General features: G+C 43.5%; 20 protein-coding genes. 12 read left to right on the forward strand and 8 right to left on the reverse strand.

Translation table 11 applies throughout. The features are described 5' to 3' along the window. Nucleotides 1–19: 19 nt before the first annotated feature. The 8 genes from ABU615_RS07395 (at nt 20) to ABU615_RS07430 (ending at nt 12,006) form a co-directional block, all read left to right on the forward strand. On the forward strand, nt 20–4,549 hold the full coding sequence (locus ABU615_RS07395) for an RHS repeat-associated core domain-containing protein (protein ID WP_370388762.1): 4,530 nt from the start codon (nt 20–22) through the stop codon (nt 4,547–4,549). A 9-nt stretch (nt 4,550–4,558) separates the two neighbouring features. Further along, complete coding sequence (locus ABU615_RS07400; RefSeq protein ID WP_267409085.1) at nt 4,559–4,984, forward strand: NTF2 fold immunity protein; 426 nt, start codon at nt 4,559–4,561, stop codon at nt 4,982–4,984. A gap of 195 nt (nt 4,985–5,179) precedes the next feature. After that, complete coding sequence (locus ABU615_RS07405) at nt 5,180–5,437, forward strand: hypothetical protein (RefSeq protein ID WP_367489954.1); 258 nt, start codon at nt 5,180–5,182, stop codon at nt 5,435–5,437. Then, nucleotides 5,428–6,018 carry an RHS repeat domain-containing protein gene (locus ABU615_RS07410; RefSeq protein WP_370388763.1) on the forward strand — a complete coding sequence of 197 codons (591 nt, stop codon included), beginning with the start codon at nt 5,428–5,430 and terminating at the stop codon, nt 6,016–6,018. The genes ABU615_RS07405 and ABU615_RS07410 overlap by 10 nt, the downstream gene beginning before the upstream one ends. Beyond that, nucleotides 6,015–6,464: a hypothetical protein gene (locus ABU615_RS07415; RefSeq protein WP_367489948.1), complete on the forward strand. Its 450-nt coding sequence runs from the start codon at nt 6,015–6,017 to the stop codon at nt 6,462–6,464. Before ABU615_RS07410 ends, ABU615_RS07415 begins: the two co-directional genes overlap by 4 nt. A 191-nt stretch (nt 6,465–6,655) precedes the next feature. Then, nucleotides 6,656–7,165 carry a hypothetical protein gene (locus tag ABU615_RS07420; RefSeq protein ID WP_370388764.1) on the forward strand — a complete coding sequence of 170 codons (510 nt, stop codon included), beginning with the start codon at nt 6,656–6,658 and terminating at the stop codon, nt 7,163–7,165. Between the two features lie 1,066 nt (nt 7,166–8,231). Further along, entirely contained in the window at nt 8,232–9,131 is a 900-nt protein-coding gene (locus ABU615_RS07425) for a triacylglycerol lipase (protein ID WP_100141403.1), read from the forward strand. 397 nt (nt 9,132–9,528) lie between these two features. After that, nucleotides 9,529–12,006 (forward strand): autotransporter outer membrane beta-barrel domain-containing protein, encoded by a 2,478-nt coding sequence (locus tag ABU615_RS07430; protein ID WP_370388765.1) that lies wholly within the window; start codon nt 9,529–9,531, stop codon nt 12,004–12,006. A 43-nt stretch (nt 12,007–12,049) separates the two neighbouring features. Here the strand turns inward: ABU615_RS07430 and pgl are convergent, their stop codons facing one another. Further along, nucleotides 12,050–12,748, reverse strand: a complete 699-nt coding sequence (gene pgl / locus ABU615_RS07435; protein ID WP_367412661.1) for a 6-phosphogluconolactonase — start codon at nt 12,746–12,748, stop codon at nt 12,050–12,052. Between the two features lie 513 nt (nt 12,749–13,261). Here pgl and lysS point away from each other — a divergent pair. Then, nucleotides 13,262–14,785, forward strand: a complete 1,524-nt coding sequence (lysS, locus tag ABU615_RS07440) for a lysine--tRNA ligase (RefSeq protein WP_100156202.1) — start codon at nt 13,262–13,264, stop codon at nt 14,783–14,785. A gap of 60 nt (nt 14,786–14,845) precedes the next feature. On the opposite strand, the gene ABU615_RS07445 is transcribed toward lysS, so the two are convergent. Further along, a complete protein-coding gene (locus tag ABU615_RS07445; protein ID WP_367489930.1) occupies nt 14,846–15,301 on the reverse strand; it encodes an FxsA family protein in 456 nt (151 codons plus the stop codon). Nucleotides 15,302–15,507: 206 nt separating this feature from the next. Between ABU615_RS07445 and ABU615_RS07450 the strand changes: the two genes are divergently transcribed. From ABU615_RS07450 to ABU615_RS07460, 3 genes are all read left to right on the forward strand, one after another. Beyond that, nucleotides 15,508–16,245, forward strand: a complete 738-nt coding sequence (locus tag ABU615_RS07450; protein WP_367421005.1) for a peptidoglycan DD-metalloendopeptidase family protein — start codon at nt 15,508–15,510, stop codon at nt 16,243–16,245. Nucleotides 16,246–16,354: 109 nt separating this feature from the next. After that, nucleotides 16,355–17,140 (forward strand): 16S rRNA (adenine(1518)-N(6)/adenine(1519)-N(6))-dimethyltransferase RsmA, encoded by a 786-nt coding sequence (gene rsmA / locus ABU615_RS07455; RefSeq protein ID WP_370388766.1) that lies wholly within the window; start codon nt 16,355–16,357, stop codon nt 17,138–17,140. A 37-nt stretch (nt 17,141–17,177) separates the two neighbouring features. Then, nucleotides 17,178–17,906, forward strand: a complete 729-nt coding sequence (locus tag ABU615_RS07460; protein WP_100141396.1) for an amino acid ABC transporter ATP-binding protein — start codon at nt 17,178–17,180, stop codon at nt 17,904–17,906. Between the two features lie 186 nt (nt 17,907–18,092). Here ABU615_RS07460 and metF read toward each other — a convergent pair whose 3' ends face one another. The 6 genes from metF to fmt all read right to left on the reverse strand — a co-directional run bounded on the left by metF (nt 18,093) and on the right by fmt (nt 25,212). Further along, nucleotides 18,093–18,926, reverse strand: a complete 834-nt coding sequence (gene metF / locus ABU615_RS07465) for a methylenetetrahydrofolate reductase [NAD(P)H] (protein WP_100141395.1) — start codon at nt 18,924–18,926, stop codon at nt 18,093–18,095. Nucleotides 18,927–19,092: 166 nt separating this feature from the next. Further along, nucleotides 19,093–20,364 carry a sigma-54 dependent transcriptional regulator gene (locus tag ABU615_RS07470; protein WP_100141394.1) on the reverse strand — a complete coding sequence of 424 codons (1,272 nt, stop codon included), beginning with the start codon at nt 20,362–20,364 and terminating at the stop codon, nt 19,093–19,095. Continuing rightward, the gene (locus ABU615_RS07475) at nt 20,351–22,453 is read right to left on the reverse strand and encodes an ATP-binding protein (protein WP_370388767.1); all 2,103 of its coding nucleotides are present in this window, start codon (nt 22,451–22,453) and stop codon (nt 20,351–20,353) included. The genes ABU615_RS07470 and ABU615_RS07475 overlap by 14 nt, the downstream gene beginning before the upstream one ends. Nucleotides 22,454–22,458: 5 nt before the next feature. After that, nucleotides 22,459–23,055, reverse strand: coding sequence for a DUF4390 domain-containing protein (locus ABU615_RS07480; RefSeq protein WP_100141460.1), 597 nt, complete (start codon nt 23,053–23,055; stop codon nt 22,459–22,461). Further along, nucleotides 23,021–24,274 (reverse strand): 16S rRNA (cytosine(967)-C(5))-methyltransferase RsmB, encoded by a 1,254-nt coding sequence (gene rsmB, locus ABU615_RS07485; RefSeq protein ID WP_370388768.1) that lies wholly within the window; start codon nt 24,272–24,274, stop codon nt 23,021–23,023. Before rsmB ends, ABU615_RS07480 begins: the two co-directional genes overlap by 35 nt. After that, nucleotides 24,271–25,212: a methionyl-tRNA formyltransferase gene (gene fmt / locus ABU615_RS07490; protein ID WP_267391900.1), complete on the reverse strand. Its 942-nt coding sequence runs from the start codon at nt 25,210–25,212 to the stop codon at nt 24,271–24,273. The genes rsmB and fmt overlap by 4 nt, the downstream gene beginning before the upstream one ends. Nucleotides 25,213–25,281: the final 69 nt, after the last annotated feature.

A 25,281-nucleotide genomic window follows, 5' to 3' on the forward strand; every position in this document is an offset into this window, starting at 1 on the left:
ATTTGAGAGAGGAGCAACCATGGGACAGGCATATTGGGCTGCCCGAAAGGGAGATAAACTTCTGCATACCTCATTACTGGCAGATATAGTAGGCGCAGCCGTGGAGTTGGCTTGTTATACTGCCATCACAATAGCAGCTAGTGTTGCAGTTTTTGGGACATTTGCAACTGCTGGGCTTGCTGGCTTTGCTCTAGGTGTTATGCTTGGTGTCGTAATGGAAGTATCTGGAGGTAACAATAAAATTTCAGAGTTAGCAGATTGGGTTAGCGGTTTATTTCCACCATCTGAAGATGGAGAAATCGAAACCGGATCACCCAATACCCAGATTAATAACCGATTAGCTGCTCGGGCTGCTGGTACCATTGACCAAGACCAAGAACTTGTGGGTGACAATGCTGAACCAAAACAACCTAAAAGTTTTGTAGACGTTGCGGCTGACTTCTTGGGTGGATTATGGGATATCGTCCAAGAAATGGTTAGGCCAACTGTAGCTTCACCAGATCCAAGGGCGGCTCCTGCAAAAGAAGATGGAATTCGTTGCTTTAAACACCCATCTTCATTTGCTGATATAAATAAAAAACTCAACCAACCACCTAGCGAAACAGATAAGCTCTGCCCAGGTTTGGCAGCTTTTGATCCCATGATGGGTGATACCAAAGCCACTATTAGCTTTACCGAATATCTGGCCGAAGGTTCCAGTAAAGTCTACATCAACAGCCAGCCGGCCGTACGCAGTAACGACCGCAGTACCTGCGAAGCCAAAGTCACAGAGAATTGTGAAAATGGTGAGAAAGTATCTAAGAACGTACGCATCGGTGGTGAGCCCATCGTCGTGCGTGAAATCAAAAGCGGCAAACATCCCGTTGCCCAGCTTATTGGTGTGATTTCTGCCTTAAGACATGCCCGCAAAATCTTTTCCTGTATATCCTGTTTTGTTCTACGCTTGGCTGGTGATGCAAGTATCAGTATTGTTACTACCAAAATAGTACAAGCGATAACCCGCGGCCACCCCGTCCACCTCCCCACCGGTGCCAAACTCCTCTTCGACACCGAAGAGCTCGACTTCACCCTCCCCGCCCATCTGCCCCTCCAATGGCAACGCTTCTACAGCAGCGTCGACACCCGTACCCACAACATGTTCGGCGCCGGATGGAGCGTCAGCTTCGAAGTCGAAATCGAAATCTCCCCCCAGCCCGATGGCTCCTGTGCCGCCGTCTATATCAACGAACAAGGCCGCCGCCTCGAAATCGACCCCTTACAACCCGGCGAAGGCATGCGCGGCATCAACGAAAACCTCACCATCCGCCGTGGCCAGCACAACCGCTGGGTCATCGAAGACGACGACGGCCTTTACCGCCTCTTCGAGCCCGACCCCAACCAACCCCACCGCCTCTACCTCACCGCACTTCAAGATCGCAACGACAACCGCCTCCTTCTTTACCGCGACAGCCACAGCCGCATCATCGAAATCACCGACAACGACCGCAGCACCCGCCTCTCCCTGCACTATCAGCATCCCCAGCACCCACAACGCGTCACCACCATCAAACAGCAACTGGCCAATGGCCACAGCCGGGTACTGGCACAATACCAGTACACCGCACAGGGCGACCTCCAACACGTCATCGATGCCGAACAGCGGCACACCCGCACCTTTGCCTACGACACCGGCCGACGCCTCATCTACCACCGCCTGCCCACCGGCCTGCACTGCCACTACCAGTGGGATTACTTTGCCGATGCCGCCGAAACCGCCTGGCGCGTCACCCATCACTGGACCGAAGCAGATGGCCAGCGACAAGAAGACTATCACTTTCACTACGATATTGAGCAACGCCTCACCACCGTCAAAGACAGCCTGGGACGCATCAGCCAGCATTACTGGAACGAAGTCTACCAAATCACCCGCTACATCGACCCCCTTGGTCACACCACCGCATTTGAATGGAACGACAACCAACAACTCATCAGCGTCACCGACGCCCAAGGTGGACAATGGCGCTACAGCTATGACGAACAAGGACGCGAAACCGCCGAAACCGACCCACTGGGACGCACCACCCAGACCCAGTGGTTACCCCACTGGGCCTTACCCACCATCAGCGTCGACCCCGACGGCAGCACCTGGCGCTACTACTATGATGAACGCGGCAACCTGCTGACCGTCATCGACCCCTTAAAACAACGCACCCGCTACCAATACGACCAGCACGGCCAAATAACCAGAATCACCGATGCCAGAGGTGGGCACAAATACCTGCGCTGGAACCCGAACGGCCAGCTTATCCAACATACCGACTGCTCCGGCTCCCTGACCCAGCTTGGCTACGACCGCCATGGCAACCTGACCGACATCACCAACGCCATCGGCAACAGCAGCCGCTACCAGTACAACGCCGCCGGCGACCTTATCAGCGCCACCTTGCCCGATGGCCGCCAAGAACACTTCAGCGTCAATGCAGCAGGACAATTACTGACCTATACCGACCCCGCCGGCCACACCACCCATTACCATCGGGACCCGCGCGGACTGGTGCACCGACGCACCGATAGCGCCGGACGCAGCATCCGCTTTCACTATGATACCTATAGCCGGCTGACTACATTAACCAACGAAAACGGCGAGCATTACCAATTCACCTACGACGCCGGCGACCGCCTAACCGAACAGACCGATCTGGGCGGACGTAAACAAAAGCTGACTTACGATCAGCTGGATAACGTCAGTGCCGTTCACTTTGCTGCCGGCAGCCCCGCCGAAATCACCCACCGCTTCACACGCGATGCCATCGGCCGACTGATTGGCAAACACACCCCCGATGGCAACACCGCCTACCAGTACGACCCCGCCGACAACCTCATCAAAGTCGGCTACAAAAAAGCCGGCTTACCGACCGAGGCCGAAGCAGACATCATCACCTTTCGCTACGACATCATCGGCAACCTGCTGAGCGAAACCACCGCACAAGGCACCCTCAGCCATCAGTACGACCAACTGGGCAACCGCATCGCCACCACCTTGCCCGATGGCCGTACCCTCAACAACCTCTATTACGGTTCCGGCCATCTGCACCAAATCAACCTCGACGGCACCACCATCACCGACATCGAACGCGACCGCCTACATCGCGAAGTCCTGCGTAGCCAGGGACAACTGAACACCGAATTCAGATACGACCGCAACAGCCGCCTGCAACACAAACAGACCCGGCGTGGCCACAACACCATCCTGCCCGACATCCTTACCGACCGCCGCTACCAGTACGACAACCTCGACCGGCTGGTGAGTAAAAAACATACCCGGCAAGGACAGACCGATTACCACTATGACCGCACCGGCCGTATCGAAAGCTGCCGCAACCAGGCCTACTGGGAAACCCTGCAATACGATGCCGCTGCCAACCTGCTGGATAAAAGACGCAACGAAGACAGCAGTACCGACAACCAGAACCTGATACGCTTTAACCAGCTACTCCACTTTCGTGGCCTGCAATACACCTACGACGCACACGGCCGTACCCACAGCAAACAGACCGCCAGCGGTACTCAGTATTACCACTACGATGCCGAACACCGCCTGACCGAAGTGCGTATCGAAAAATTAAACTGTACCGAACGTTACGGCTATGTCTACGATGCCTTAGGCCGACGTATCGAAAAACACCAGATAGACCGGGCGGGCAAAGCCTGCAACCGTACCCGTTTCCTGTGGGACGGGCTGAGAATGATTCAGGAAACCCGTACTGACAGAAGCAAAAGCGTCTATATCTACACTGATGAAAGCGGCTATGAACCCTTAGCCAGAGTAGAGACCACCACCGGTACGGAACAGAAAGTGCTGTACTACCACACCGATGTCAACGGTGCCCCGGAAGAACTTACTGATGAAGACGGTCACATTGTATGGGCATGCAGTTATCAGCTGTGGGGCAAACCGATACAGGAAATCGAACACAGCCAGATACAACAGAACCTGAGGTATCAGGGGCAGTATTTAGACAGAGAAACGGGCTTACATTACAATACTTTCAGGTACTATGACCCGGATATAGGCAGATTCACGCAGCCGGACCCGATTGGGTTGCTGGGTGGGTTTAATTTGTATCAGTATGCGCCTAATGGGTTGATGTGGATTGATCCGTGGGGTTGGATTTGTAAGGTAAAAGTTGACCGAGGATCGCATGGTCAGCCTCTTTCAGCAAAAGCAACAGTATCTAAAGCTGATATAGGTACAGGGACAGCAACAAATCCTTCTTCAAGAGCTTGGGCTAGAAGATTAGGTAATGCGGATGATGACGCAGGACATATCTTAGCTAAAATATTAGGAGGTTCAGGTGGCATAGATAATGTTTTTCCTCAACTAAAAGGTGTGAATCGTGGTAGATATCGAGCTTTTGAAAAAAGAGTTAGGCAACATATCAAAGAAAATGGAACAGTAGATTTAGAATGGGAATTTAAATATAAAGGAGGTGGTACAAGGCCTACTGGTATTGTCTATAAAGTAATTCAAAATGGTGAGTTGCAATTTAAACATGTTTTTGCTAATTGAGAGGGTTTAATGAAAAATAATATAGAGGAAGCAGTATCAATATTAAAAAATTTTATTTTAGCTATGAACAAATGGGAAGGTTATTGTGAACCTCTTACTGAGTTAATAGAAAACGGTGAAGATGAAGAACCTTTACAAAATAAAATGAGATCTGAATTAAATGATATATTTAATCAATATTGTACTGATAAAAAAAGAAAATACGGTAGACAGGTTTCATTAGATTGTGGATATCCTCCAGAATACTCACCTGATGAAGAAATTTTAAAAATTGAAGAATTAAGTAAAAATAAATTACTTATACTTACAAAACAGCATACGGAGTTTAAAAATCAATTTCGTTATACATTAGTTTATAAAAATAAAGAATGGCGAATTGATAAAAAAGAAGTATTTGATAAATTTGATAATAAATGGGAAAAATATGCTCTTTAATTTTTCTTAAAATATTATTATTAATCCAACCAACCATTTTTATTAAACTAAAGAATTCAAATGAAAAAATAACGTTTAATCCGTTGAAAATGTTTACGCTGCCGACTTTACAGCAGGCAGCATAACCGAAATTACTCACCATTTCTGACGTTATGCTGTCAGTACGACCAACTGGGCAACCGCATCGCCACCACCTTGCCCGATGGTCGTACCCTCAACAACCTCTATTACGGTTCCGGCCATCTGCACCAAATCAACCTGGACGGCACCACCATCACCGACATCGAACGCGACCGCCTACATCGCGAAGTCCTGCGTAGTCAGGGACAACTGAACACCGAATTCAGATACGACCGCAACAGCCGCCTGCAACACAAACAGACCCGGCGTGGCCACAACACCATCCTGCCCGACATCCTCATTTCAGCGATGGTTTTAAAAATATGCTTCTAGATGAAGCTGGTCATATTGTATGGGCGTGCAGCTATCAGCTGTGGGGCAAACCGATACAGGAAATCGAACACAGCCAGATACAACAGAACTTAAGGTATCAGGGACAGTATTTAGACAGAGAAACGGGCTTACATTACAATACTTTCAGGTACTATGACCCGGATATAGGCAGATTCACGCAGCCGGACCCGATTGGGTTGCTGGGTGGGTTTAATTTGTATCAGTATGCGTCTAATGGATTGATGTGGGTTGATCCTTGGGGGTTGAAATGTGGATCAACTAGAAAATCATACGAACAAGCAAAAAATAAAGCTTTAGCATGGTTAGAAAAAAAAGGTTTTAAAGCGGAAAAAGTTAATATAGGAAAATTTGGCTCAACAAAAGGAAGGCCTGTAGGAATGATGACTGCAGATGGAAAGACGGGATTTAGAGTAGAGTACGATGGAAGAAATGGAGCTCATATAAATGTGTTTAGCGGAAAAGATAAAGGTGAGCATTTCTTATTTAATGCTACTGAATCCACAGTAACCAAACTTCAAAATCTATTTAATCATCCCTCTAAACCACGGAGAAATTTATGACATTTGATGATGAAATCAAAATAAAAATCTCTCAATTATCTGACCCACCAAAACTAATAGATAATTGGGAAGATATTGCAGATAAATTATCTGATTCTTTTAATTGGAAAGGATCAAAGATTGACTGGAAAAAAACTATTAACTATAAAAGTAGTCAACTTTTTGGAAACTATTCTAATTGGGTATTGGTAATAAAAAAATTCATATATGATAATGAGATATGTGCTGAAATAAAAAAAAGTAAAGTAATTTATTATATAAATGATTCGTCTTTAAATTTTGCAGTGCAATTAACTTATAAACAATTTGATAATTTTCTTGCGTTTGCTGTTGAAAATATTCCTCAACATCATTATTTTTTTGATTCATCAAATAAGTGGTGTCTAGTTATAAGTTCAGAAGGGTATGTTGATTTTGGACTATCCCAGAAAAATTTACAAACATAAAAAATAAAGTTGATACAATTTTGTCTTTGATACTGCAGCTGACCTACTCGACAAAAGACGCAACCAAGACTGCCGCACCGAAAACCAAAACTTCGTACGCTTTATCTAAATAATCCACGTCGGCAAGAATACTTAGCTGTGGCGGATGAACATTTAAAAAATAATACCAAATCCAAAGCAGGTGGAAAGAAATGTTAACAAAAAAACAACGTAGTCAAGAAAATACAGTATTCGGCGTCTATATAAAAGAGGGATTGTATTCATTAGCGCAATCCAGAAAAAACCATTGGATGGAGTTTTTTAATATATTTGGTGATAAAGATGAATGGGATGGGGTAGACCTGAATAAGGTTAATATTTTGTTTACCTATTCAGTAGCTGCACACAGACTTAAAGAGTTATTAGTTTCTATACAAGATGAACATGTACGAAAAAATGTACGCCCACAGGAGTCCAAAATTATCACTTATACAGGTCCATTAGCTGAAAAAATAGGTCTGGTGGAAATGGATGACAGATATGATACCGTAGATAATAAAGTTTTGATTCCTCAGTTAACCGTAAAAGACCACTTAGAAATTATTCATACAAAAGAGTATGCAGGAATGCATGGAGATTCTAAAGAAATTCAAAATCGCCTACTAAAATTCTATGAAAATGGCATTAATTGGAATGAATCTCAAAGGTTTTTTTTCCCCTGATGTAACATCGCCAGCACCTACCCAAAAACCTTTAACCAAAGAAGATTATTTGCACTAGTATAAAAACTTGAATGCAAAAACTTTATTAAGGTTTGGATGGAACAAGTTATAACTATAGTCTACTAAATAGGAAAAGAACGAGGTTGCCAAGATAAATTTTGAAGAGCTAATCTGCTTTTAATTTATCACCTTTCCCAAATTACCATTACATTGACCGTAGCCGAAGCCAACACATCATTTCAGCTACAGTTCTAAGAATATGCTTCTAAGCGAAACCAACGCATAAGGCACACGCAGCCATCACTACAATTAACTAAGTAAACAAATTACCACCATACGCCCGCAGCCTTCAATATACCTACGACGCACACGGACGTACCCACAGCAGACAGATCGCCAGTGGTACCCAGAGTATTGCCACTACGATGCCGAACACTGCCTAATCGAAGTTCGTATCGAAAACAGAATCATTCTGTACGATATGGATAGGTATAACATGTTTTAGCCCGACGAAAATAGCCAATAGATACGGTAGTTAAAATTCAAAATCTCACCTTTTTTATGGGATGAATTAAAAATTATTCAGGAAGCGGTGTCGGGTGAACGGCACTGCGTATACGTCTATACTGATGCAGAAGGTTACGCACTACCGGCTGGCATTAATAGAAACTCAAACATTAACATAATATATATTTCATTGTTATTTTCAAATTAAGAAAGCTGTTATTAATCAAAAAAAATATTTAAATTAAATTGCATATATTGCTAAGTATAAATATTAATAATTGTTATAGTATTCGATTTTTACATCTAATGCATAATTTTAGTTATTATTTTTGCATATTTTTATAAATAACGCTTTAATTTTTTATTTTAAATTAGTTTAAATAACAATTTAATTTGCATTAATTGATTATTTTTGATATTATTCTTTCGCGGTTGAGATGGGTGTGAATCTTCCCGAAGAGGATGATAATACTAAAGAATTTATTTTATAAATATCTTTATCTCATCGTTAATTATTAAATCATAATAATTTAACAGAAAATAAAGTGAGGAAAATTAAATGATAAATATAACTAAACCTTGTAAAGTCGTTAAAACAAAATATCCCATTGTACTTGTACATGGTTTGTTTGGCTTCGATCGGATTATGGGTTATCCCTATTTCTTTAATATTGCTGAATCTTTAAGAAAACTGGGTTGTGAAGTTTATACTGCTGCTGTTTCTGCAACCAATACTACCGAAACCCGTGGTGAACAGTTGCTGACAGAAGTGAAGCAGATACTGGCAAAAACCTGTGCTAAAAAGGTTAATCTGATTGGACATAGCCAGGGTGCGCCTACCAGCCGTTATGTGGCTGCTCTTCATCCGGAGCTGGTGGCATCTGTAACTTCTGTAAATGGTGTGAATTTTGGTTCCGAAATTGCAGATTTGATGCTGGATATTCTTGCTGGGAAGATTGTAGGTGAAACTGCTGATCTGATTGTTGAATCATTCATGAAATTTATCAGTTTATTCAGTACCAAACCTTTGCTGCCACAGGATTTTGAAGGTTCACTGAAAAGTTTGTCTACTGCAGGTACAAATGAGTTCAATAAAAAGTATCCACAAGGTCTTCCAAAAACTTGGGGTGGACAGGGTAAAGAACTGGAAACCAATGGTGTTTACTATTACTCTTGGAGTGGTATTATCAAATCAAATGTGGTCAATGAAGGTGTAAATACTCTGGATCCATCACATGCTATTTTGGTTGCCTTAAGTGCTTTATTTACTAAAGAACGCAACCAGAATGATGGTTTGGTTGGCCGTTATTGTACTCATTTGGGTAAAGTTATCCGTTCTGACTATCAGATGGATCACTTAGATGCAATCAATCAAATTGCAGGTGCTCATCCGACTACACCAGATCCAGTCAGCATTTATTTGGATCATGCTGCACGTTTGAAATCTAAAGGTCTGTAATTTAGATTCAATATACTGAGAATAATAACTATAAGTATATTTTGGATTGATAAACTGTCTTGAACAAGTGAAGTAGTATCAAAGCTTACTTGTCTGCAAGGACTGAATCCTGTGAATAACAGGATTCAGTTTTTTTATATGTGTATTTTCTGAAAAGAATGCGCAATCAGGCTGAATAAAAGTGGAGTTATTCTGTAACTAAGGTATTTGGTTTGTTGGTTCCAATATATGGCATTCAAATTTCTTCACTATATATTAAATAAATATTAGAAATTATGAGAGATGGATGTGATGTATACAGGTTAACATTAACTAAAATGTAAATGTCAAAATATATTAACCCTATATGTATATTATGTGTTAATATTATACTTATGTTTATAAAGGTTAATTTATTATGAAATCTATTCATCCGCCATCGAAACTTAAAGCTTTAATGCTGGGAGTGCTAAGTTCTTTATCAGTTTATAGTATGGCTGCAGTAACGATATGCCCTGCTATAGATGGCTGCGAGTTTAATCCTTCTGAAAATAATAGTAATAAAATAGTTATTGCTGCGGGTCAATACCGGAATGGCATACCTACTGTAGAGGAATTTAAAAAATTATTTAATGAAGATGATGTTCCTGGGGATACATATCTTCGAAATTTGACTGTGCTTAATATTGGCTATATACCAGAATCAACTACTTTAGGACAGCAGGTGGAATTTTCGCCAAACACTGAAATTATCATTGATTCATCGTTTTTGAATAATGCTGAATATGGACCATTTAGACAGGATATTGAATATACAGGGGTTCGTTTCAATTCAGAAAAAGGTACTACAAAATTTGTGATACCGAAGGGCGTTCATTTTAGTTTGCAGGGTCAGCCAAAAGAATTAGAGTTTGGTATTACTGGCGTGAGTCTAGATGGCGGTTATTTAAATTCAAATGCGGATTTTTCTATTACTGCGCCAAATTCTAATGCTTATGATATTGGATGGGGTACAGCAGACATTTCTAATTCTGTAATTAATCTTGGCAAAAATAGTGATTTTTCCACAGCAATTTATTTAGGTGGTGAATATGATAATAAAGAAGCGGTAACTAATATAAATAATTTAGAAATAGATGGGGCTGGTTATGGAAATGGTGGTATTGCATTGGCAGGAATTGGTAATAAGAATATTAGAGCCAATGTTACTAATACGAAAATAAATCTTACCAATCCCTTCAGCGAAGCTTTCTTTTTCAATAATGGGGGAATCATTGATGTTGCAAATAGTAAAGTACAGGCTGGAATAGGTATAGCCTTACAATCTACTCAGGATTACGCTTCTGAAAATATATTCAATATAAAAAATAGTAGCCTGACTGGCCAAAATGCACTACTTGGTGTCAATGACCACCGATATTATCCCGCAGATGCGACGGAGGATGATGCTATAGGTGATGCTGATGTGGCTGCGCTTCAGCCCTTTACCTTAACTGCAGATAATTCAACGTTAGCAGGACGAGTTTATATCGATCAAGATCCATCTCTGGCACCTAAGATTACATTTAATCTAAATAATGGTACATCATGGCTGATTGACGGTAATAGTGTACTGGATGAACTGAATATTCATGATTCGTCTGTTTCTTTCAGCAACGATGGGAAATTCAAAACACTAAAGATTAATGGCGATTTAACTGGTAATAATAGCCAGTTTAATATGAATACCAGTCTGGCTGATGGCAAATCAGATAAAATAGAAATTCACGGTCAGGTACATGGCCAGCATAGAATCAGTGTGTCTGATAGTCGCAAACGCCCCAAAACACCGAATGGACAAGTGACGCTGGTGGAGTCTGAGGGTGGTGATGGTTCCTTTTCTATGGTGCAGCCCTATGTTGATGCGGGTAAGTATCGTTATTTCTTCCATCAGAATGGCAATAATTGGATTCTGAGTAATGATAATGGTGCTGCTTCATCTGGTGGTAGCCATTATGGACCGCAGTATGAAATCAGTGATTTTGCTAATTCATTGATCAGTATGCGCCAGGCAGCGAACCAGTATATTTATCAGATGCAAGAACCGTTAAATACACGTTTTATGCGCCGTAAAGATCAGTCTGTTGCTAATAATCTGTGGCTGGACAGTAATTATGCCAATAACCATTTCGATAGTGTGGGTACTAATGATGGATTGGCTACTTCAGGCTTTAAACAAAAATCTTATAGTCTGCAATTAGGTTATGATCATCTGCTGCCGCTGGGAAATGAAAACAATCAGATATATCTAGGGGGTTTGGTAGGACAAGGCCATTCCAGTGTGGATTTTTATGGCAACTATAAAAATGGTAACCTGAAAGCGCTGACAGCAGGAATTTATGCTGGCTGGAACCATACCAGCGGCTGGTTTGCTGATGCTGCCTATCGTTACAGCCATTTGAAAGCCAGTGCCAGCAAGATGGATAACACAACATGGCATAGTAATAGTTTAAGTGCAGATCTTGGTAAAGATTTTTCCTTGGCAGATAAGTGGGTAGTTACGCCTAAAGCTGGTATGACATTCGGACGTTTGTCTGGAGATGCATACAACAGTAGTACCACTTTTTACCGTAGCCAGCTTGGGGCGGCAGTTAGAACTTCAGTAGCTCTGAATAAAATAACGCTCCATCCATATGCAGGTGCTTACTGGTTGCATGATAAGAACAGTTTGGGACATGCTTTTGTAGATGACAGTAATATGCGTATTGCCGGCGCAGGTAATAGTGGTTTGTATGAAGCTGGTCTGGGTATGGACTTTAATGCGAGTAATCATGCAGATTTAAAACTGGATTACGCCAATGGTCAGCATACAGAGCAGAAATTTGGTATCAATCTGAATTATCGTTATTCGTGGTAAGCCATTATATTTTTGTTAATGCGCCGGTTTTCCGGCGCATTTTTTATTGAGCCAGATATATTTGTAAAGGTAGCTTCTGCTGGTGTAGAACTGCACGTATGGGCATATCGTTAATATTTTTGCCGGCAAGTGCTTGTTCTAATACCTGCTGCTGTTTTTTCCCGTTTAATTGCAGATATAAATGGCGGCTGTTTAGGATAACCGGTAAGGTCAGTGAAATACGATCATGAGGGGCGGTAAGAGGTTTCATATCGATTACCAGTCTGTCAGATTGCATGTCTATTCCTTTATACAGATTTTCTGCGTGCGGAAACAATGATGCAGTATGACCGTCATCGCCCATTCCCAAAACCAATGCATCAATAGGTAAGGGTAGTGATTGCTGAAGACGTGTCTGAATTTCATCCACGCCATCATAGGGATTTTCAGCAATAGTTTTGAGGCTAATGAAATGCGCGTCTTTTGCTTTATTTTGTAATAAATGGGTATGAATTAGACGCTCATTACTGTCTTCGTGATGTTTGTCTACCCAACGTTCATCAACAAGGGTTATGTAAACTTGATTCCACGCTATCTGTGCCTGACTGAGAATCTGAAAGAGTTCAACAGGTGTCGGGCCTCCGGATACTGCCAGTGAGGCTTTACTGCGCAGATTAATTGCATTTTGCAGGTTCGCAGTAATGGCTGTGGCCAATGCTGTATTCATTGCAGTAGGGGTGTCAAAAAGATGTAACTGATACATGCTTGCCTCCGATAATAATGGATATGCATTCGGTTTTATTACAAATTTCTTTTTCTTTTATCAAATAAATATTATTTACTTTCAATTGGTTAATAAGTTGTGTTTGCGGATAATTATTGTTAAAGGGCAATATTGTTTGTGATAAACAACGGTATGGATATTTATTAAAATATCTGATTTTGTAGTGAGTTGAGATTGATTACGGCAACTGTCGGATTATCAAGATATTGTCATAAATATTTTTAAGACTAATAAAAATTTTAATGTGAATGGGGTTAAGGCTACGGAAAGCTTAGGCTGATGGTGTTAAGTTATCGCTGTTACCGAAAGTTTTTTTGTAATTAATTTGTTTGATTGTTAGTTCGGAGGGGGTTTTACGTGTCAAACTCGCTGTTTTGTCTTAGAATAGGCGGTTAATTTTTATTTGTTATTGCCTGAATTTTATAACTTGTTTGATGTTTCAGGTAGGGCAGTAGTTTATTAAGAATTACTGCGTATGGTATGAGGATGCATATGAGCGAACAGCAGAATGCGCCGGCGGCGGCCGCGCATGAAGAACAACTGGATGAAAACCAGATTATGGCCCATCGCCGTGAGAAGCTGGCGGCAATTCGTGCTGAGGGGATTGCTTTTCCGAATGATTTCAAACGTGATGCTTTTGCTGGTGATTTACACCAGCAATTTGAGCAGTTTGATAAGGATGAGCTGGCGAACAAAGCTATTCCGGTAAAGGTAGCTGGGCGAATTATGCTGAAACGTCATATGGGTAAGGCTAGTTTTGCCACAATTCAGGATATGACTGGGCGTATTCAGCTGTATATTAATAATCAGGGTGTTGGTGAAGAACTGCACGATGCGTTTAAGCACTGGGATTTGGGTGATATTGTCGGTGCTGAAGGTGAGCTGATGAAAACCAATCATGGCGAACTGACTGTTCGAGTTTCTGGCCTACGCTTACTGACTAAATCATTGCGCCCATTGCCTGATAAATTCCATGGACTGGCTGATCAAGAGCAGAAATATCGGCAGCGTTATGTGGATCTGATTACGAATGAACAGACGCGGGATACGTTTGTTAAACGCAGCCGGATTATTCAGGCTGTGCGGAATGTAATGGTAAGTGAGCGTTATTTGGAAGTGGAAACGCCGATGATGCATCCGATTCCGGGTGGAGCTACGGCGAAGCCGTTTGTAACGCACCACAATGCCCTAGATATGGATCTGTTTTTGCGGGTAGCTCCTGAGTTGTATTTGAAACGGCTGGTTGTAGGTGGTCTGGAGAGGGTGTTTGAAATCAACCGCAATTTCCGCAATGAAGGTATGAGTACGCGCCATAATCCTGAATTTACCATGATGGAATTTTATGAAGCATATGGTGATTATCAGCGCATGATGGATATGACGGAAAAGGTCATTCGTGCTGCTGCTATTGAGGCTACTGGTAGCGCTGTTGTAAGTTATAACGGAAAGAATGTGGATTTAAGCCAGCCGTTTGCACGAATGACTATTGTTGAAGCAATTAAACATTTCAATCCGCAATATCTAGATGCGCAACTGGCTGATGCTGAATGGCTAAAAACTGAAATCAAAAAGCTGGGTGGAGCCTTACCGGTTTCTCAGGCTGTAGGCAGTTTACAGCTGGCCTTGTTTGAGGAGTGTGCTGAAGCGCAGCTATGGCAGCCGACATTTATTGTAGATTATCCGGTAGAAGTGTCACCGCTGGCACGCGCGTCTGATACCAAACCAGGTTTGACCGAACGTTTTGAGCTGTTTGTGGTTGGACGTGAATTGGCAAATGGATATTCAGAATTAAATGACCCAGAAGATCAGGCAGCACGTTTCCGTGAGCAGGTAGCACAGTTGGATGCTGGAGACGATGAGGCCATGCATTTTGATGCAGATTATATTCGTGCGATGGAATATGGTTTGCCTCCTACGGGTGGTTGTGGCATTGGCATGGATCGTTTGATTATGCTTTTGACTGATGCGCAGACAATCAGGGATGTAATCCTGTTTCCGCAAATGCGCTTGGCGTAAATAATCTGGAAGAAAAAAGCCGCCGGCTGAATGCTGTGCGGCTTTTGTTTTTTTTACAGGTTATTCATGGGGCAGTTGCTGATTGTTGTGTGGGTGCTTTACATTGCCTGTTTCAACGGTGAATTCTCCTTCAATAATGTCACCACGCTCTGGTTGAGACTGGCCGGTAAAAGGATTGTTGTTTGTGCTGTTTAATGGCTTACCACTGATGGGTAAGAGCAATAATATAGCGATAATGTCTGATACGAAGCCTGGGCTGATAAGCATGATGGCAGCGAGCACATAACGCAGCGGCCATAGTAACTGGTAAAGTGAAACATTGCTGCCGGTACGGATGGTTGCTATGGCAAGAAATAGTCCAGATACACCGATATTGCGCAGCATAAAAATGCCGCATGCTATCGATAGAATGATAATCAGCAAAGTCCAGCCTGCACCAATCAGATTGCTGACCAGAATAATGGAAATTACTTCCAATGCTGCCAGTATCAGTATAGCCCAGCTCAAATATCGCATGTAAGTTTCCCTTAATTAAGCAATAACAGTTTTTACAGATGGTTGCGGGTTGGAGGAATTCAATATGGACATCTTAAAACTGTTTGTTTATTGTTGGCATGCAGACCCTTGCTGGACGATGTGAGGGCAAAGCTATGTTAATATCAACCTCAAATTAGCTTTAACCGTTATGCTATACGGATGTATGTTGCGGCTGGGATGGAGTAATGAAGCAGATAGAAATAGGGTCTGTAATGATTAGAAGGTTTGGTTTATATCTGATTTATTGTCTAGCGATAGCGCTGAGTGGTTGCAAAAGTAGTGGTTCGGTAAATGCCCCAGTGATGAGTGCCAGCGCTCAAAATGGTTATTATCGTGTACAGCGTGGCGATACCTTATACAGAATTGGGTTACGCTTTAATCAGAATGTTAATACGCTGGTGCGTTGGAATAATTTGGCAAATGCAAATGCAATTGAGGTAGGGCAGCTGATACGTGTGCGTAAACCGGTAGGGGGTTCGCGTAAGAACTCAGTAAAAAAACAGTCGTCAGGAAATGTGGTGCGTCAGCCAGCACCAGTTGCTGTTAGTAATGCCGCTCCTGATATCAGCCTGCAATGGCCGGTGCGCGGGAGGGTGATTAGTATGTTTAACGGTCAGACGCAAAAGGGGATTGATATTGCTGGTAACCGTGGAACACCGGTTAAGGCTGCGGCTGCAGGTACTGTACAGTATGCTGGTGATGAGCTGCGTGGGTATGGCAGGCTGATACTGATTAAACACAGCAATACTACCATGACGGCTTATGCATATAATGACTCTCTGAATGTCCGTAATGGACAAAGAGTGCAGGCAGGTCAGACCATTGCCACGATGGGTGACAGTGGAACGAGCGGTGTAAAACTGCATTTTGAAATACGGGTAAACAGTCAGGCTGTGAATCCTATGCGATATTTACCGGAATAAATCAATACGGCTAGCTGGTGTGCTTGCGCAGAAGTGTTTTTATAGGCCTAAGCACGAAGTTGATCAAATGGATTTTAATCTATAATAGGGCAAAGATTAAGGAAGCATTATGAAAGAACATCGTGCCCGTAAGCGGTTCGGACAGAATTTTCTGCAAGATAAAAGTATTATTCAGGATATTGTGCGTGCAGTACGGCCTCAGCCGGCAGATACAGTTGTTGAGATCGGTCCCGGACTGGCCGCTATTACAGAACCATTGGCTATAGCGGTGGATAAACTGCATGTAATTGAGATTGACCGAGATATTGTAGCGCGTTTACGTACATTGCCTTTTGCTTCGAAGCTGGAAATCCATGAGGGTGATGTACTGCAGTTTGATTTTGCGAGTGTGCCTGGGCGAAAAAAAATAGTAGGCAATTTACCTTATAATATTTCAACACCGTTGTTATTTCGCTTTGGTGAGTATGTTGATGAGATTGTAGACATGCATTTTATGCTGCAAAAGGAAGTAGTCGAGCGCATGGTGGCGGAGGCCGGTAGTAATGATTACGGGCGTTTAAGTGTGATGTTGCAGTATTTTTTTGAAATGGAAAATTTACTGGATGTGCCCCCTCAGGCATTTAACCCTGCTCCAAAAGTTGATTCAGCGGTAGTGAGAATGATTCCACAGCGCGGACGTATCGGAATTGCGCAGGATTTTCAGCATTTTTCGGCTTTGGTCAAACAGGCTTTCCAGCAACGACGTAAGACCATTCATAATAATCTGAAGGAGTGGGTGGATGATGCCAGATTAATAGATGTAGGCATTGATCCAGGTTGGCGACCAGAGCGGATTAAACCCGAGCTTTATGTGGCTTTGAGTAATATTTTGTTGGACAATGGCGCGTGTATTTGAATAACTGATACCGTCTGTTCCATGATGTGGGGAATACATGATTGAATTTAAAAACGTCCATAAGTGGTTTAAGGACTTACATGTTATTAATGGTGTGAATCTTAATGTCAGCCAGGGTGAAGTAGTGGTGGTTTGCGGTCCGTCTGGAAGCGGAAAATCCACCTTGATCCGTACTGTGAATCAGTTAGAAAAAATCCAGCAAGGTGAAATCTGGGTTGATGGAATTAACGTGGCTGACCCTAAGGCTGATTTAAACCGAGTACGTACAGAAGTTGGATTCGTATTCCAACATTTCAATCTATATCCACATCTGACGGTACTAGAAAATATTATTTTGTCACCGATGAAGGTGAAAAAACAAAGCCGTGCTCAGGCTGAAGCGAAAGCTCAAGAGTTATTGGCTAAGGTGGGTCTGGCACATAAGTGTGAAGCTTATCCGCAGCAGTTATCCGGCGGACAGCAGCAGCGCGTAGCGATTGCACGCGGTCTGGCTATGGAGCCAAGGGTGATGTTATTTGATGAACCTACCTCTGCTCTTGATCCAGAAATGATTGGTGAAGTACTTAAAGTAATGAAAGATTTGGCACTTAGTGGTATGACCATGATGGTAGTCACCCATGAGATGGGTTTTGCCCGTGAAGTGGCCGACAGAGTGGTATTTATTGATCATGGTGAAATTGTTGAGGAGGCTGCTCCTGAAGAGTTTTTCCTACATCCGCAGCATGAGCGTGCGCAACAATTTTTGAATCAGTTGTTAACGCATTAGCATAATTTATTTTCTGGCTGCTTGTTGATGGTTTTTAGCTGCTAAAAAGTTGAGAATGCAAAATTATGATGCCCCTTTTCATAAAGATGATAAGGGGCATCATTTTTTGAAACTGTAAAGTTGAAATATTAAGAGTTTTTGAAGGGAAAAGTAGTTTATGTTTTTAATTTCTGCTTTGGTTTAGGATTAATATCCTAAACGCTGACAGATTGTTGAGACTAAACCAGCCTGATTTAAAGTATAGAAATGTAAACTAGGTGCACCCTGCTGTAGTAAATGGTCGCACATTTCGGTAACCACATCCAAACCAAGGGCTTTAATTGATGCGGTATCGTCGGCGTAGGATTGCAGTTTTAACCGTAGCCAGCGAGGAATTTCGGCACCACAGGTTTCAGAAAAACGGGCTAGTTTTGAGAAGCTGGCAATCGGCATGATGCCGGGAATAATTGGAATATTGACCCCACGGCTTTGAACTTCATCTACGAACCAAAAATAACTGTCTGCATTAAAGAAATATTGGGTGATGGCCGAATCGGCACCAGCTTGACATTTTTTTACGAAATGATTGATATCGTCTTCGGCACTGCGCGATTGTGGATGAAATTCTGGATAGGCTGCTATTTCTATGTGAAACCAGTCGCCAAATTCTTGCCGGATAAGTCCTACCAATTCATTTGCATATCGTAGCCCCTGATGTCCAAATCCGACTCCGGATGGAACATCGCCACGCAAAGCCACAATATGGCGGATACCCATATCTTTATAGGTCTGAAGCAGACTGGTCATTTCTTCGCGACTGGCTCCGATACAGGCAAGATGCGGAGCTGCAGCCACGCCATCGTTCATGATATCGGTAATGGTCTGAAGTGTACCGGCACGAGTGGTGCCACCAGCTCCATAAGTGCATGAAAAATATTCAGGTTGATATTGGCTGAGTTGTTTGCGGGTAATACTCAGTTTCCGCCGCCCCTCTTCGGTACGCGGCGGAAAAAATTCAAAACTCAGCGGTGTAAAACTCATGATTGAACAGCCTCTCCAGTTGTTATAGGTAGATATCTAACCATAACGTTTCAGGCAAGGCCAATCAATGCTTTATGTACATATTTTCTTTGAAAAATTCGATGCTTATTATGAATATAATTCATAATCTATTGGTAATGGTTATATAAGTGGTTACTCAACCGTTTTATTTTTCTGTTTGGCGCCGTGAAAACTGAATACCGAGCTGTTTCAATTTGCGATACAGGTGCGTACGCTCTAATCCGACTTTCTGAGCAACTTTGCTCATGTTATGTCCTTCCTGAGCAATATGGTATTCGAAGTAACGTCGTTCCAGATCTTCGCGCAATTCACGCAGTGGCATATCGAAATTAAAGCCCGTCATGTTTTCCTGCGGGTGATTATGCTTAAATTGGTTCAGTATGGTACTGATGGCATTTACATCGATTTCATTATTTTCTGCGGTCATCATCAGACTTTTGACGACACTGCGCAGTTGTTCTAAATTGCCCGGCCAGTCGTACTGGCGTAATTCATTCAGAGCTGCTGTGGTGAATTTTACCGGTGGAATTTTCTGGCTTTCCGCCAGCTCGTTGGTAATTTGTTCAACTAGAAATACCATATCATCCAACTGTTGGCGTAAAGGTGGAATTGGCACTATTAAAGATGAAAGGGTATTGAGCAGTTTGTTGTCCTGTAACGGATCGGTAATCATTTCTTTGATGGGGCGGCTACACACGCATACGATTCGGGCATTGTAGCGATCAGCTTTTGTCAGGATAAAGCCGATACTTTGCTGAGTGCTTTTGCCGTACTGGGCAATATCGCCCAGATAAAGAATGCCACCGGTGGCTTTTTGTAATAATTCTATCGGGGCGTCAACAATTTGTTCTACTTTGGATGGTTCTACCCAAGGCGTGGCATTTTTATGAAAAGAGCGGGCAACAAGCTCAAATGGAGAACCCAACTCACCAGTCAGTAACACTGGGGTGCTGAATTTTGCGATGCGTTCCAGTTGCTGGTTTAATTCTTTAATCGCAGGGCTATGTCCCAGCTTGTCCAGAGATAGGTTGGAAGCGGCTTGCATTTGTCCGTATTTTAAAGCGCGGTCTACGGAGCTAAGCAGTTTTTGCAGGGAAATAGGTTTTTCCAGAAAATCAAGTGCACCGATTTTGGTAGCCTCTATAGCAGTATCGATACTGGCATGGCCGCTCATCATCACTACTGGCATGGTAAGCTGTCCCGATTTTGCCCATTCTTTTAGTAAAGTAATTCCATCACAGTCTGGCATCCAGATATCCAGTAACACCATAGCGGGACGGGTTTGCTGGCGTAATTGGCGGGCAGTATCGGCGTTTTCGGCCGTAGTGACGGTATAACCTTCATCTTGCAGGATTTCCGATAGTAAATCGCGGATACCTATTTCATCGTCAACAATTAAAATATCACTGCTTCGCATTTCTATTCACCTGTAATGGTAAGGTTATTTTGACACAAGCCAGTCCATTTTTCTGATTACTGATCTGGATTCGTCCGCCGTGTTCTTCAATGATTTTTTTGACTACTGGCAATCCCAGTCCGGTACCACCGGGTTTGTCCGTTACATATGGATCGAATGCATGTAATAACATCTCCTGACTGAATGTTTTACCATTGTTGCTCACATAGAAAAGGATATGTTCGTTATTTATTTCGGTTGTTACGCTGATATGGGGTAAAGCATCAGCGCTGGCAGCCTCTACGGCGTTTTTGAGCAGGTTGTGAATAACCTGACGTAAAGCGCCGCTATCGGCGTTAACATACATTACTATCTTACTCAAATTAACCGTAAATGTACAATTACTACCTTCATAAAGTACCAAAACCTCGCGAATTAGTTCATTTAAATCAAGGTTTGTGAATTTTAATGCCGGGGCATGTGCATAATTGCGGAATGCTTCAACCATGTCTTTCATGGCGGCTACTTGTCTAATAATAGTATTGGTGGCACGGTTGAGTATCTGTGCATCCGATTCATTAAGTTTATCACTGAGTTTCCAAGCCAGCCGCTCGGCTGAGAGCTGAATAGGCGTAAGTGGATTACGAATTTCATGTGCCAGCCGTTGTGCTACTTCGCCCCATGCAGCTTCTTTTTGGGCGCTTACCAGTGCAGTAACATCATCAAATACCAAAATAGTGCCGCCACCGCTGTCTTCCGGCAGTGGCGTAGCCTTACCCAGCAGTATCAAGGTTTCATCTTTGTGATTATAAGTGATTTGTACAGGTTTGTTTTGATGTTTTGTGGACAAAATCTGCCGAAATACATCGGCCAGCATAGCTGATTGCGGGTTTAGCTCAGACAGTTGATCTATATTTTGGCCTAGAATGGCATCTAGATTTTGTCCGAGGATATTTTCTGCCATTTGGTTGTAGGTAATCGGATGGTTATCAGCGTCAAGCGTGACTACGCCAGTGGTCAGACTGTTGAGAATATATTCCAAATAATGGCGTGCAGCTTCTTGCTGTTCACGTGAGTGTCGAAGCTGTACGGTCATGTGATTAAAGAGTCCGGTAAGCTTGCCTAGTTCATCATTGCGGTAAATGGTTTGCTGTACATTCAGATCACCTTTGGCTACGGCTCTGGCGCCATCTGCAAGAGAAAGAATCGGAGCAACAAACTGACGGGCAAAATATAAAGCTACTAGTAAAGCCAAAACGATTGCCAGCAGGGTAGCCATCAGCAGAGTGGCCAGAAAAAAGGTTTGCAAGCTTTTTTTGGTAAAACTCAGTTCTCCGTATTTGGCGTGTGCGGCTTCGATTAAGGTAGCATCCCGCGCTACTTTGGCTGGAATAGGTTGGCGGAAAAACAGGGCTTTATCGTTGTTATGCCCCGGCAAAATCAGCCAGCCCTGTGCATAAAGTATATTGTTGATGCTTTCAATTTCGCGGATTGAACCCGTGCTATGCAGATGGGACAAAAGATTTGGATTGAGTTCTGGTGTGGGCAGGTGCTTGGGGTTGTATTCGGCAACTAGTTGGCCGTTATGCAGATTGCGAATATTGAGTTGGCTAAACTGTTTATTCTGACCATAAGTTTGTAAAATCGGTAAAACTGGGCTTTGCAATCCATTGGCTGCTATTAATGCAATTTGGATATTGACGGCGCGTCGCACGCTGTTATCTAATTCATAATCCAGAGCCGATTTACTCAAACTAATACTGCGGTTAAGGGCTTCTTCGGTATCGTTACCAAACCATGAATGTATGCTGTGAGAGATGAATTGTGCAGAAACGCCAAACAGAAACAGGCCAGGTAGAACAGCCACCAATGTAAACATTAATGCCAGACGCATAGCAATTTTGGAGCCAAACTCCTGCCGGTGCCGACTTTGTAAAAGTTTCCACCAGTAAGAAGCAGCCATCACGGCCAGTGTCAGTACAAGTAAGGAAGCAAATCCGAATGCGAACCAGAAATACTGTGATAGGAAACCAGTATTTCCGGTGGCGACAGCCAGAACATACAGAGTCACTACACAGAGTACTGCCATGACCAGAAGTAGCCGTCTCATGTTAATTAATCCGCGTTGATAACCAGACGATGCCAGCCGGAATCTAGTTGCCAGTTATGAGAGGTTAGGGCATTGATTTGAAAAGGTTTGGGTAATTGACTGATACTCAAACTAAGGCGGACATCAGCTCGTACTTCTCCGGCTGATACGCCACTGAGTGTGCCACTACTAAGAACACGCCAGTTTGCTGCTGCACCAATGGCTTTAAGTGCTGTTTCCAAGCTATTATATTCGGTAGAGAACGTTGACCCCATGCTGACTCGATAGCGATTGGTCAAAGGATGATATGCGAGCTTGTACTGGATAAGATTATCACCTGCAATCAGGTTGTTAATCCGGTTGCGGTAGGAGGCAAGAGTAGGAGCGGTGAGCTGGTAGTTGAGGTCGAAGTTTAAGGGAACGCCTTGCGTCAATGCCTGTTTGAGCTGATCGGGCAGTTGGGTGTTAAAACGGGTATTGATGGAAAGCTGGCCATTGGGGGTAATATAGGCCTGAGCACGCGTGGTGCTTATGCCTTCTGCCTGTGCCAGAGTGATGCTCAGGCAGAGCAGACAGGCAAAAAATAGACTAAATTTTATCGATAAGCGCGTAAAAAAAGCCATCTTGTCTGCTGTTCGGTAACAATACACGTGACAGACGCTCTCGGGCGTCGGAATGTCGGGTTAAAAAACGGGCCAGTTGCTGCTGATTTTCCTCGACAAAAATCGAACAAGTGGCCAATAGCATGCGTCCGCCAGATTTTAATGTCAGCCACAAATTATCCAGTAAAGCCTGCTGCTGTAAGGCTGTTTTTTGGCCATCTTGTGGCTGACGCAGCCATTTGATATCCGGATGACGTTTTACTACACCGGAAGCGGTACAGGGTACATCGGCCAAAATGGCATCAAAAGTGTTGTTATCATACCATGAGTGCAGCTCTTTTGCGTCGGCACAATGCAGCTGTGCCTGTTGCTGAAGACGTTGCAGATTATCCTTTACTCGCTGCAAACGCTGAGAATCAATATCTAGTGCTGTGACTTCACATTCTGCCCATTCAAGTATATGTCCGGTTTTACCCCCCGGCGCGGCACAGGCATCCAAAATGCGTTCGCCATTCTGTGGGTTCAGCAATGGAATAGCCTGCTGTGCTCCATAATCCTGTACGGAAACCTGACCATCTGCAAAGCCTGGTAGTTTTTGCACAGTTATAGGCTGTTGCAACATGATGCTATGCGTATCCAGAATTTTTGCCGGTATGTCGGCTTTAACCAGTTCGTTCAAATATTGTTCAGCATCGGTAACACGACGGTTTACGCGCAGAGTCATGGGTGGGTGTTGCTGCATGGCCGTAGCTATATTATGCCAATGTTGAGGATAGTGCTTTTTCAGGTAATTTAACCACCATGCTGGCAGGTTGTAGCGTGCTTCTTCCTGCTTGTTGGTGGTGGCTATAAGCGTTTCACGCTCGCGCAGAAAACGCCGGAGTAAGGCATTAACCAGCTTCTGATAGCGACCACCGTAGATTTGACGTGCATTATTCACTGCTTCATTGACCACGGCATGAGTAGCGTTACGGCTGAAATTTAGCTGATACAAGGCAATGATAAGCAGATGATTGATCTCATTAGGCGGAAATGATTTTGTCATTTTTCGTACTAGCTGCTGCAGTAAACCTAAATACCGCAAGCTGCCGTGACTTAAATCTTGCAATGCACCTTTGTCTGCTGGAGACAGTTCACTATGCTGCTGTATAAGCTGAGTCAGTACTTCACTTAAATTACGACCGCTTAATACTTCTCCTAAGGAGTAGGCTGCCAACTGTTGAGCTCGTGCCATGCTCATGCACTGATCTCCGCTGAGTCCAATCTGCTACCCTCTGGTAAGGTATGTCCACTCTGAAATGAAGCTACAGACATGGCTTTACTGCCTGCCTTCTGAATTTCCTGAATGCTGATGGCGCCTGTGCCACAGGCAATAATCAGTTCATGTTCGTTGCTATGCAAGACAGTACCTGCCGCACCAGAATGTGCGGTGATGTTTGCCTGCCAGATTTTTAGTGGTTTATCTTGCCAGATAGTCCAAGCTCCGGGTACGGGGTTAAAGGCACGAATTTTGCGGACAATTTCAGTAGCCGGTTGACACCAATCGATTTGTGCCTCTGCTTTGGTTAATTTCTGGGCATAGGTAACACCCGTCTCACTCTGAGGAATAGCTTGTAAACGCTCAATCTGTCGTAAATCAGCAACAATCGCAGTGGCACCTAAATGCATTAAAGCATCGTGTACGTTAGCTGCCGTATCATCAGCACCTATAGTGTAAGTATGGCGGCTGATTATCGCACCGGTATCCAGACCAGCATCCATTTGCATGATACAGACGCCGGTTTCTTTATCGCCAGCTTCGATGGCGCGCTGGATGGGCGCCGCACCGCGCCATCGTGGTAAAAGAGAAGCATGAATATTTAGACAACCGTACTTAGGTATTTCCAATACAGCCTGCGGCAGTATTAATCCGTAAGCTGCTACAACCATCACATCTGCATTCTGTTCCTGTAATATGGTCTGTGCTTCCGCCGTCTTAAGTGTTGCAGGCTGAAGAACGTTAAGTCCATGTGTCAAGGCAGCTTTTTTTACCGCGCTTGGTTGTAGTTTCAATCCGCGGCCACTGGGACGATCTGGCTGGGTTAAAACCAATGGCACTTCAAAACCGGCAGCAACGATGGCATTAAGTGCGGCTGCGGCAAAATCAGGAGTACCAGCAAATATTACAGAAGGCTTCATACAACAAATCCACAATACATCACCGCAAGTATTTATTACTGGCGATACAGTTAACAGGTCAGACAAAAG

Source organism: Snodgrassella alvi, from assembly GCF_040741455.2.
Classification (GTDB): domain Bacteria; phylum Pseudomonadota; class Gammaproteobacteria; order Burkholderiales; family Neisseriaceae; genus Snodgrassella; species Snodgrassella alvi_E.

Coding starts and splice junctions, on each gene's coding strand:
- ABU615_RS07395 (WP_370388762.1), top strand. CDS start 20: ATGGGACAGGCATATTGGGCTGCCCGAAAGGGAGATAAACTTCTGCAT.
- ABU615_RS07400 (WP_267409085.1), top strand. CDS start 4,559: ATGAAAAATAATATAGAGGAAGCAGTATCAATATTAAAAAATTTTATT.
- ABU615_RS07410 (WP_370388763.1), top strand. CDS start 5,428: ATGCTTCTAGATGAAGCTGGTCATATTGTATGGGCGTGCAGCTATCAG.
- ABU615_RS07415 (WP_367489948.1), top strand. CDS start 6,015: ATGACATTTGATGATGAAATCAAAATAAAAATCTCTCAATTATCTGAC.
- ABU615_RS07420 (WP_370388764.1), top strand. CDS start 6,656: ATGTTAACAAAAAAACAACGTAGTCAAGAAAATACAGTATTCGGCGTC.
- ABU615_RS07425 (WP_100141403.1), top strand. CDS start 8,232: ATGATAAATATAACTAAACCTTGTAAAGTCGTTAAAACAAAATATCCC.
- ABU615_RS07430 (WP_370388765.1), top strand. CDS start 9,529: ATGAAATCTATTCATCCGCCATCGAAACTTAAAGCTTTAATGCTGGGA.
- pgl (WP_367412661.1), bottom strand. CDS start 12,748: ATGTATCAGTTACATCTTTTTGACACCCCTACTGCAATGAATACAGCA.
- lysS (WP_100156202.1), top strand. CDS start 13,262: ATGAGCGAACAGCAGAATGCGCCGGCGGCGGCCGCGCATGAAGAACAA.
- ABU615_RS07445 (WP_367489930.1), bottom strand. CDS start 15,301: ATGCGATATTTGAGCTGGGCTATACTGATACTGGCAGCATTGGAAGTA.
- ABU615_RS07450 (WP_367421005.1), top strand. CDS start 15,508: ATGAAGCAGATAGAAATAGGGTCTGTAATGATTAGAAGGTTTGGTTTA.
- rsmA (WP_370388766.1), top strand. CDS start 16,355: ATGAAAGAACATCGTGCCCGTAAGCGGTTCGGACAGAATTTTCTGCAA.
- ABU615_RS07460 (WP_100141396.1), top strand. CDS start 17,178: ATGATTGAATTTAAAAACGTCCATAAGTGGTTTAAGGACTTACATGTT.
- metF (WP_100141395.1), bottom strand. CDS start 18,926: ATGAGTTTTACACCGCTGAGTTTTGAATTTTTTCCGCCGCGTACCGAA.
- ABU615_RS07470 (WP_100141394.1), bottom strand. CDS start 20,364: ATGCGAAGCAGTGATATTTTAATTGTTGACGATGAAATAGGTATCCGC.
- ABU615_RS07475 (WP_370388767.1), bottom strand. CDS start 22,453: ATGAGACGGCTACTTCTGGTCATGGCAGTACTCTGTGTAGTGACTCTG.
- ABU615_RS07480 (WP_100141460.1), bottom strand. CDS start 23,055: ATGGCTTTTTTTACGCGCTTATCGATAAAATTTAGTCTATTTTTTGCC.
- rsmB (WP_370388768.1), bottom strand. CDS start 24,274: ATGAGCATGGCACGAGCTCAACAGTTGGCAGCCTACTCCTTAGGAGAA.
- fmt (WP_267391900.1), bottom strand. CDS start 25,212: ATGAAGCCTTCTGTAATATTTGCTGGTACTCCTGATTTTGCCGCAGCC.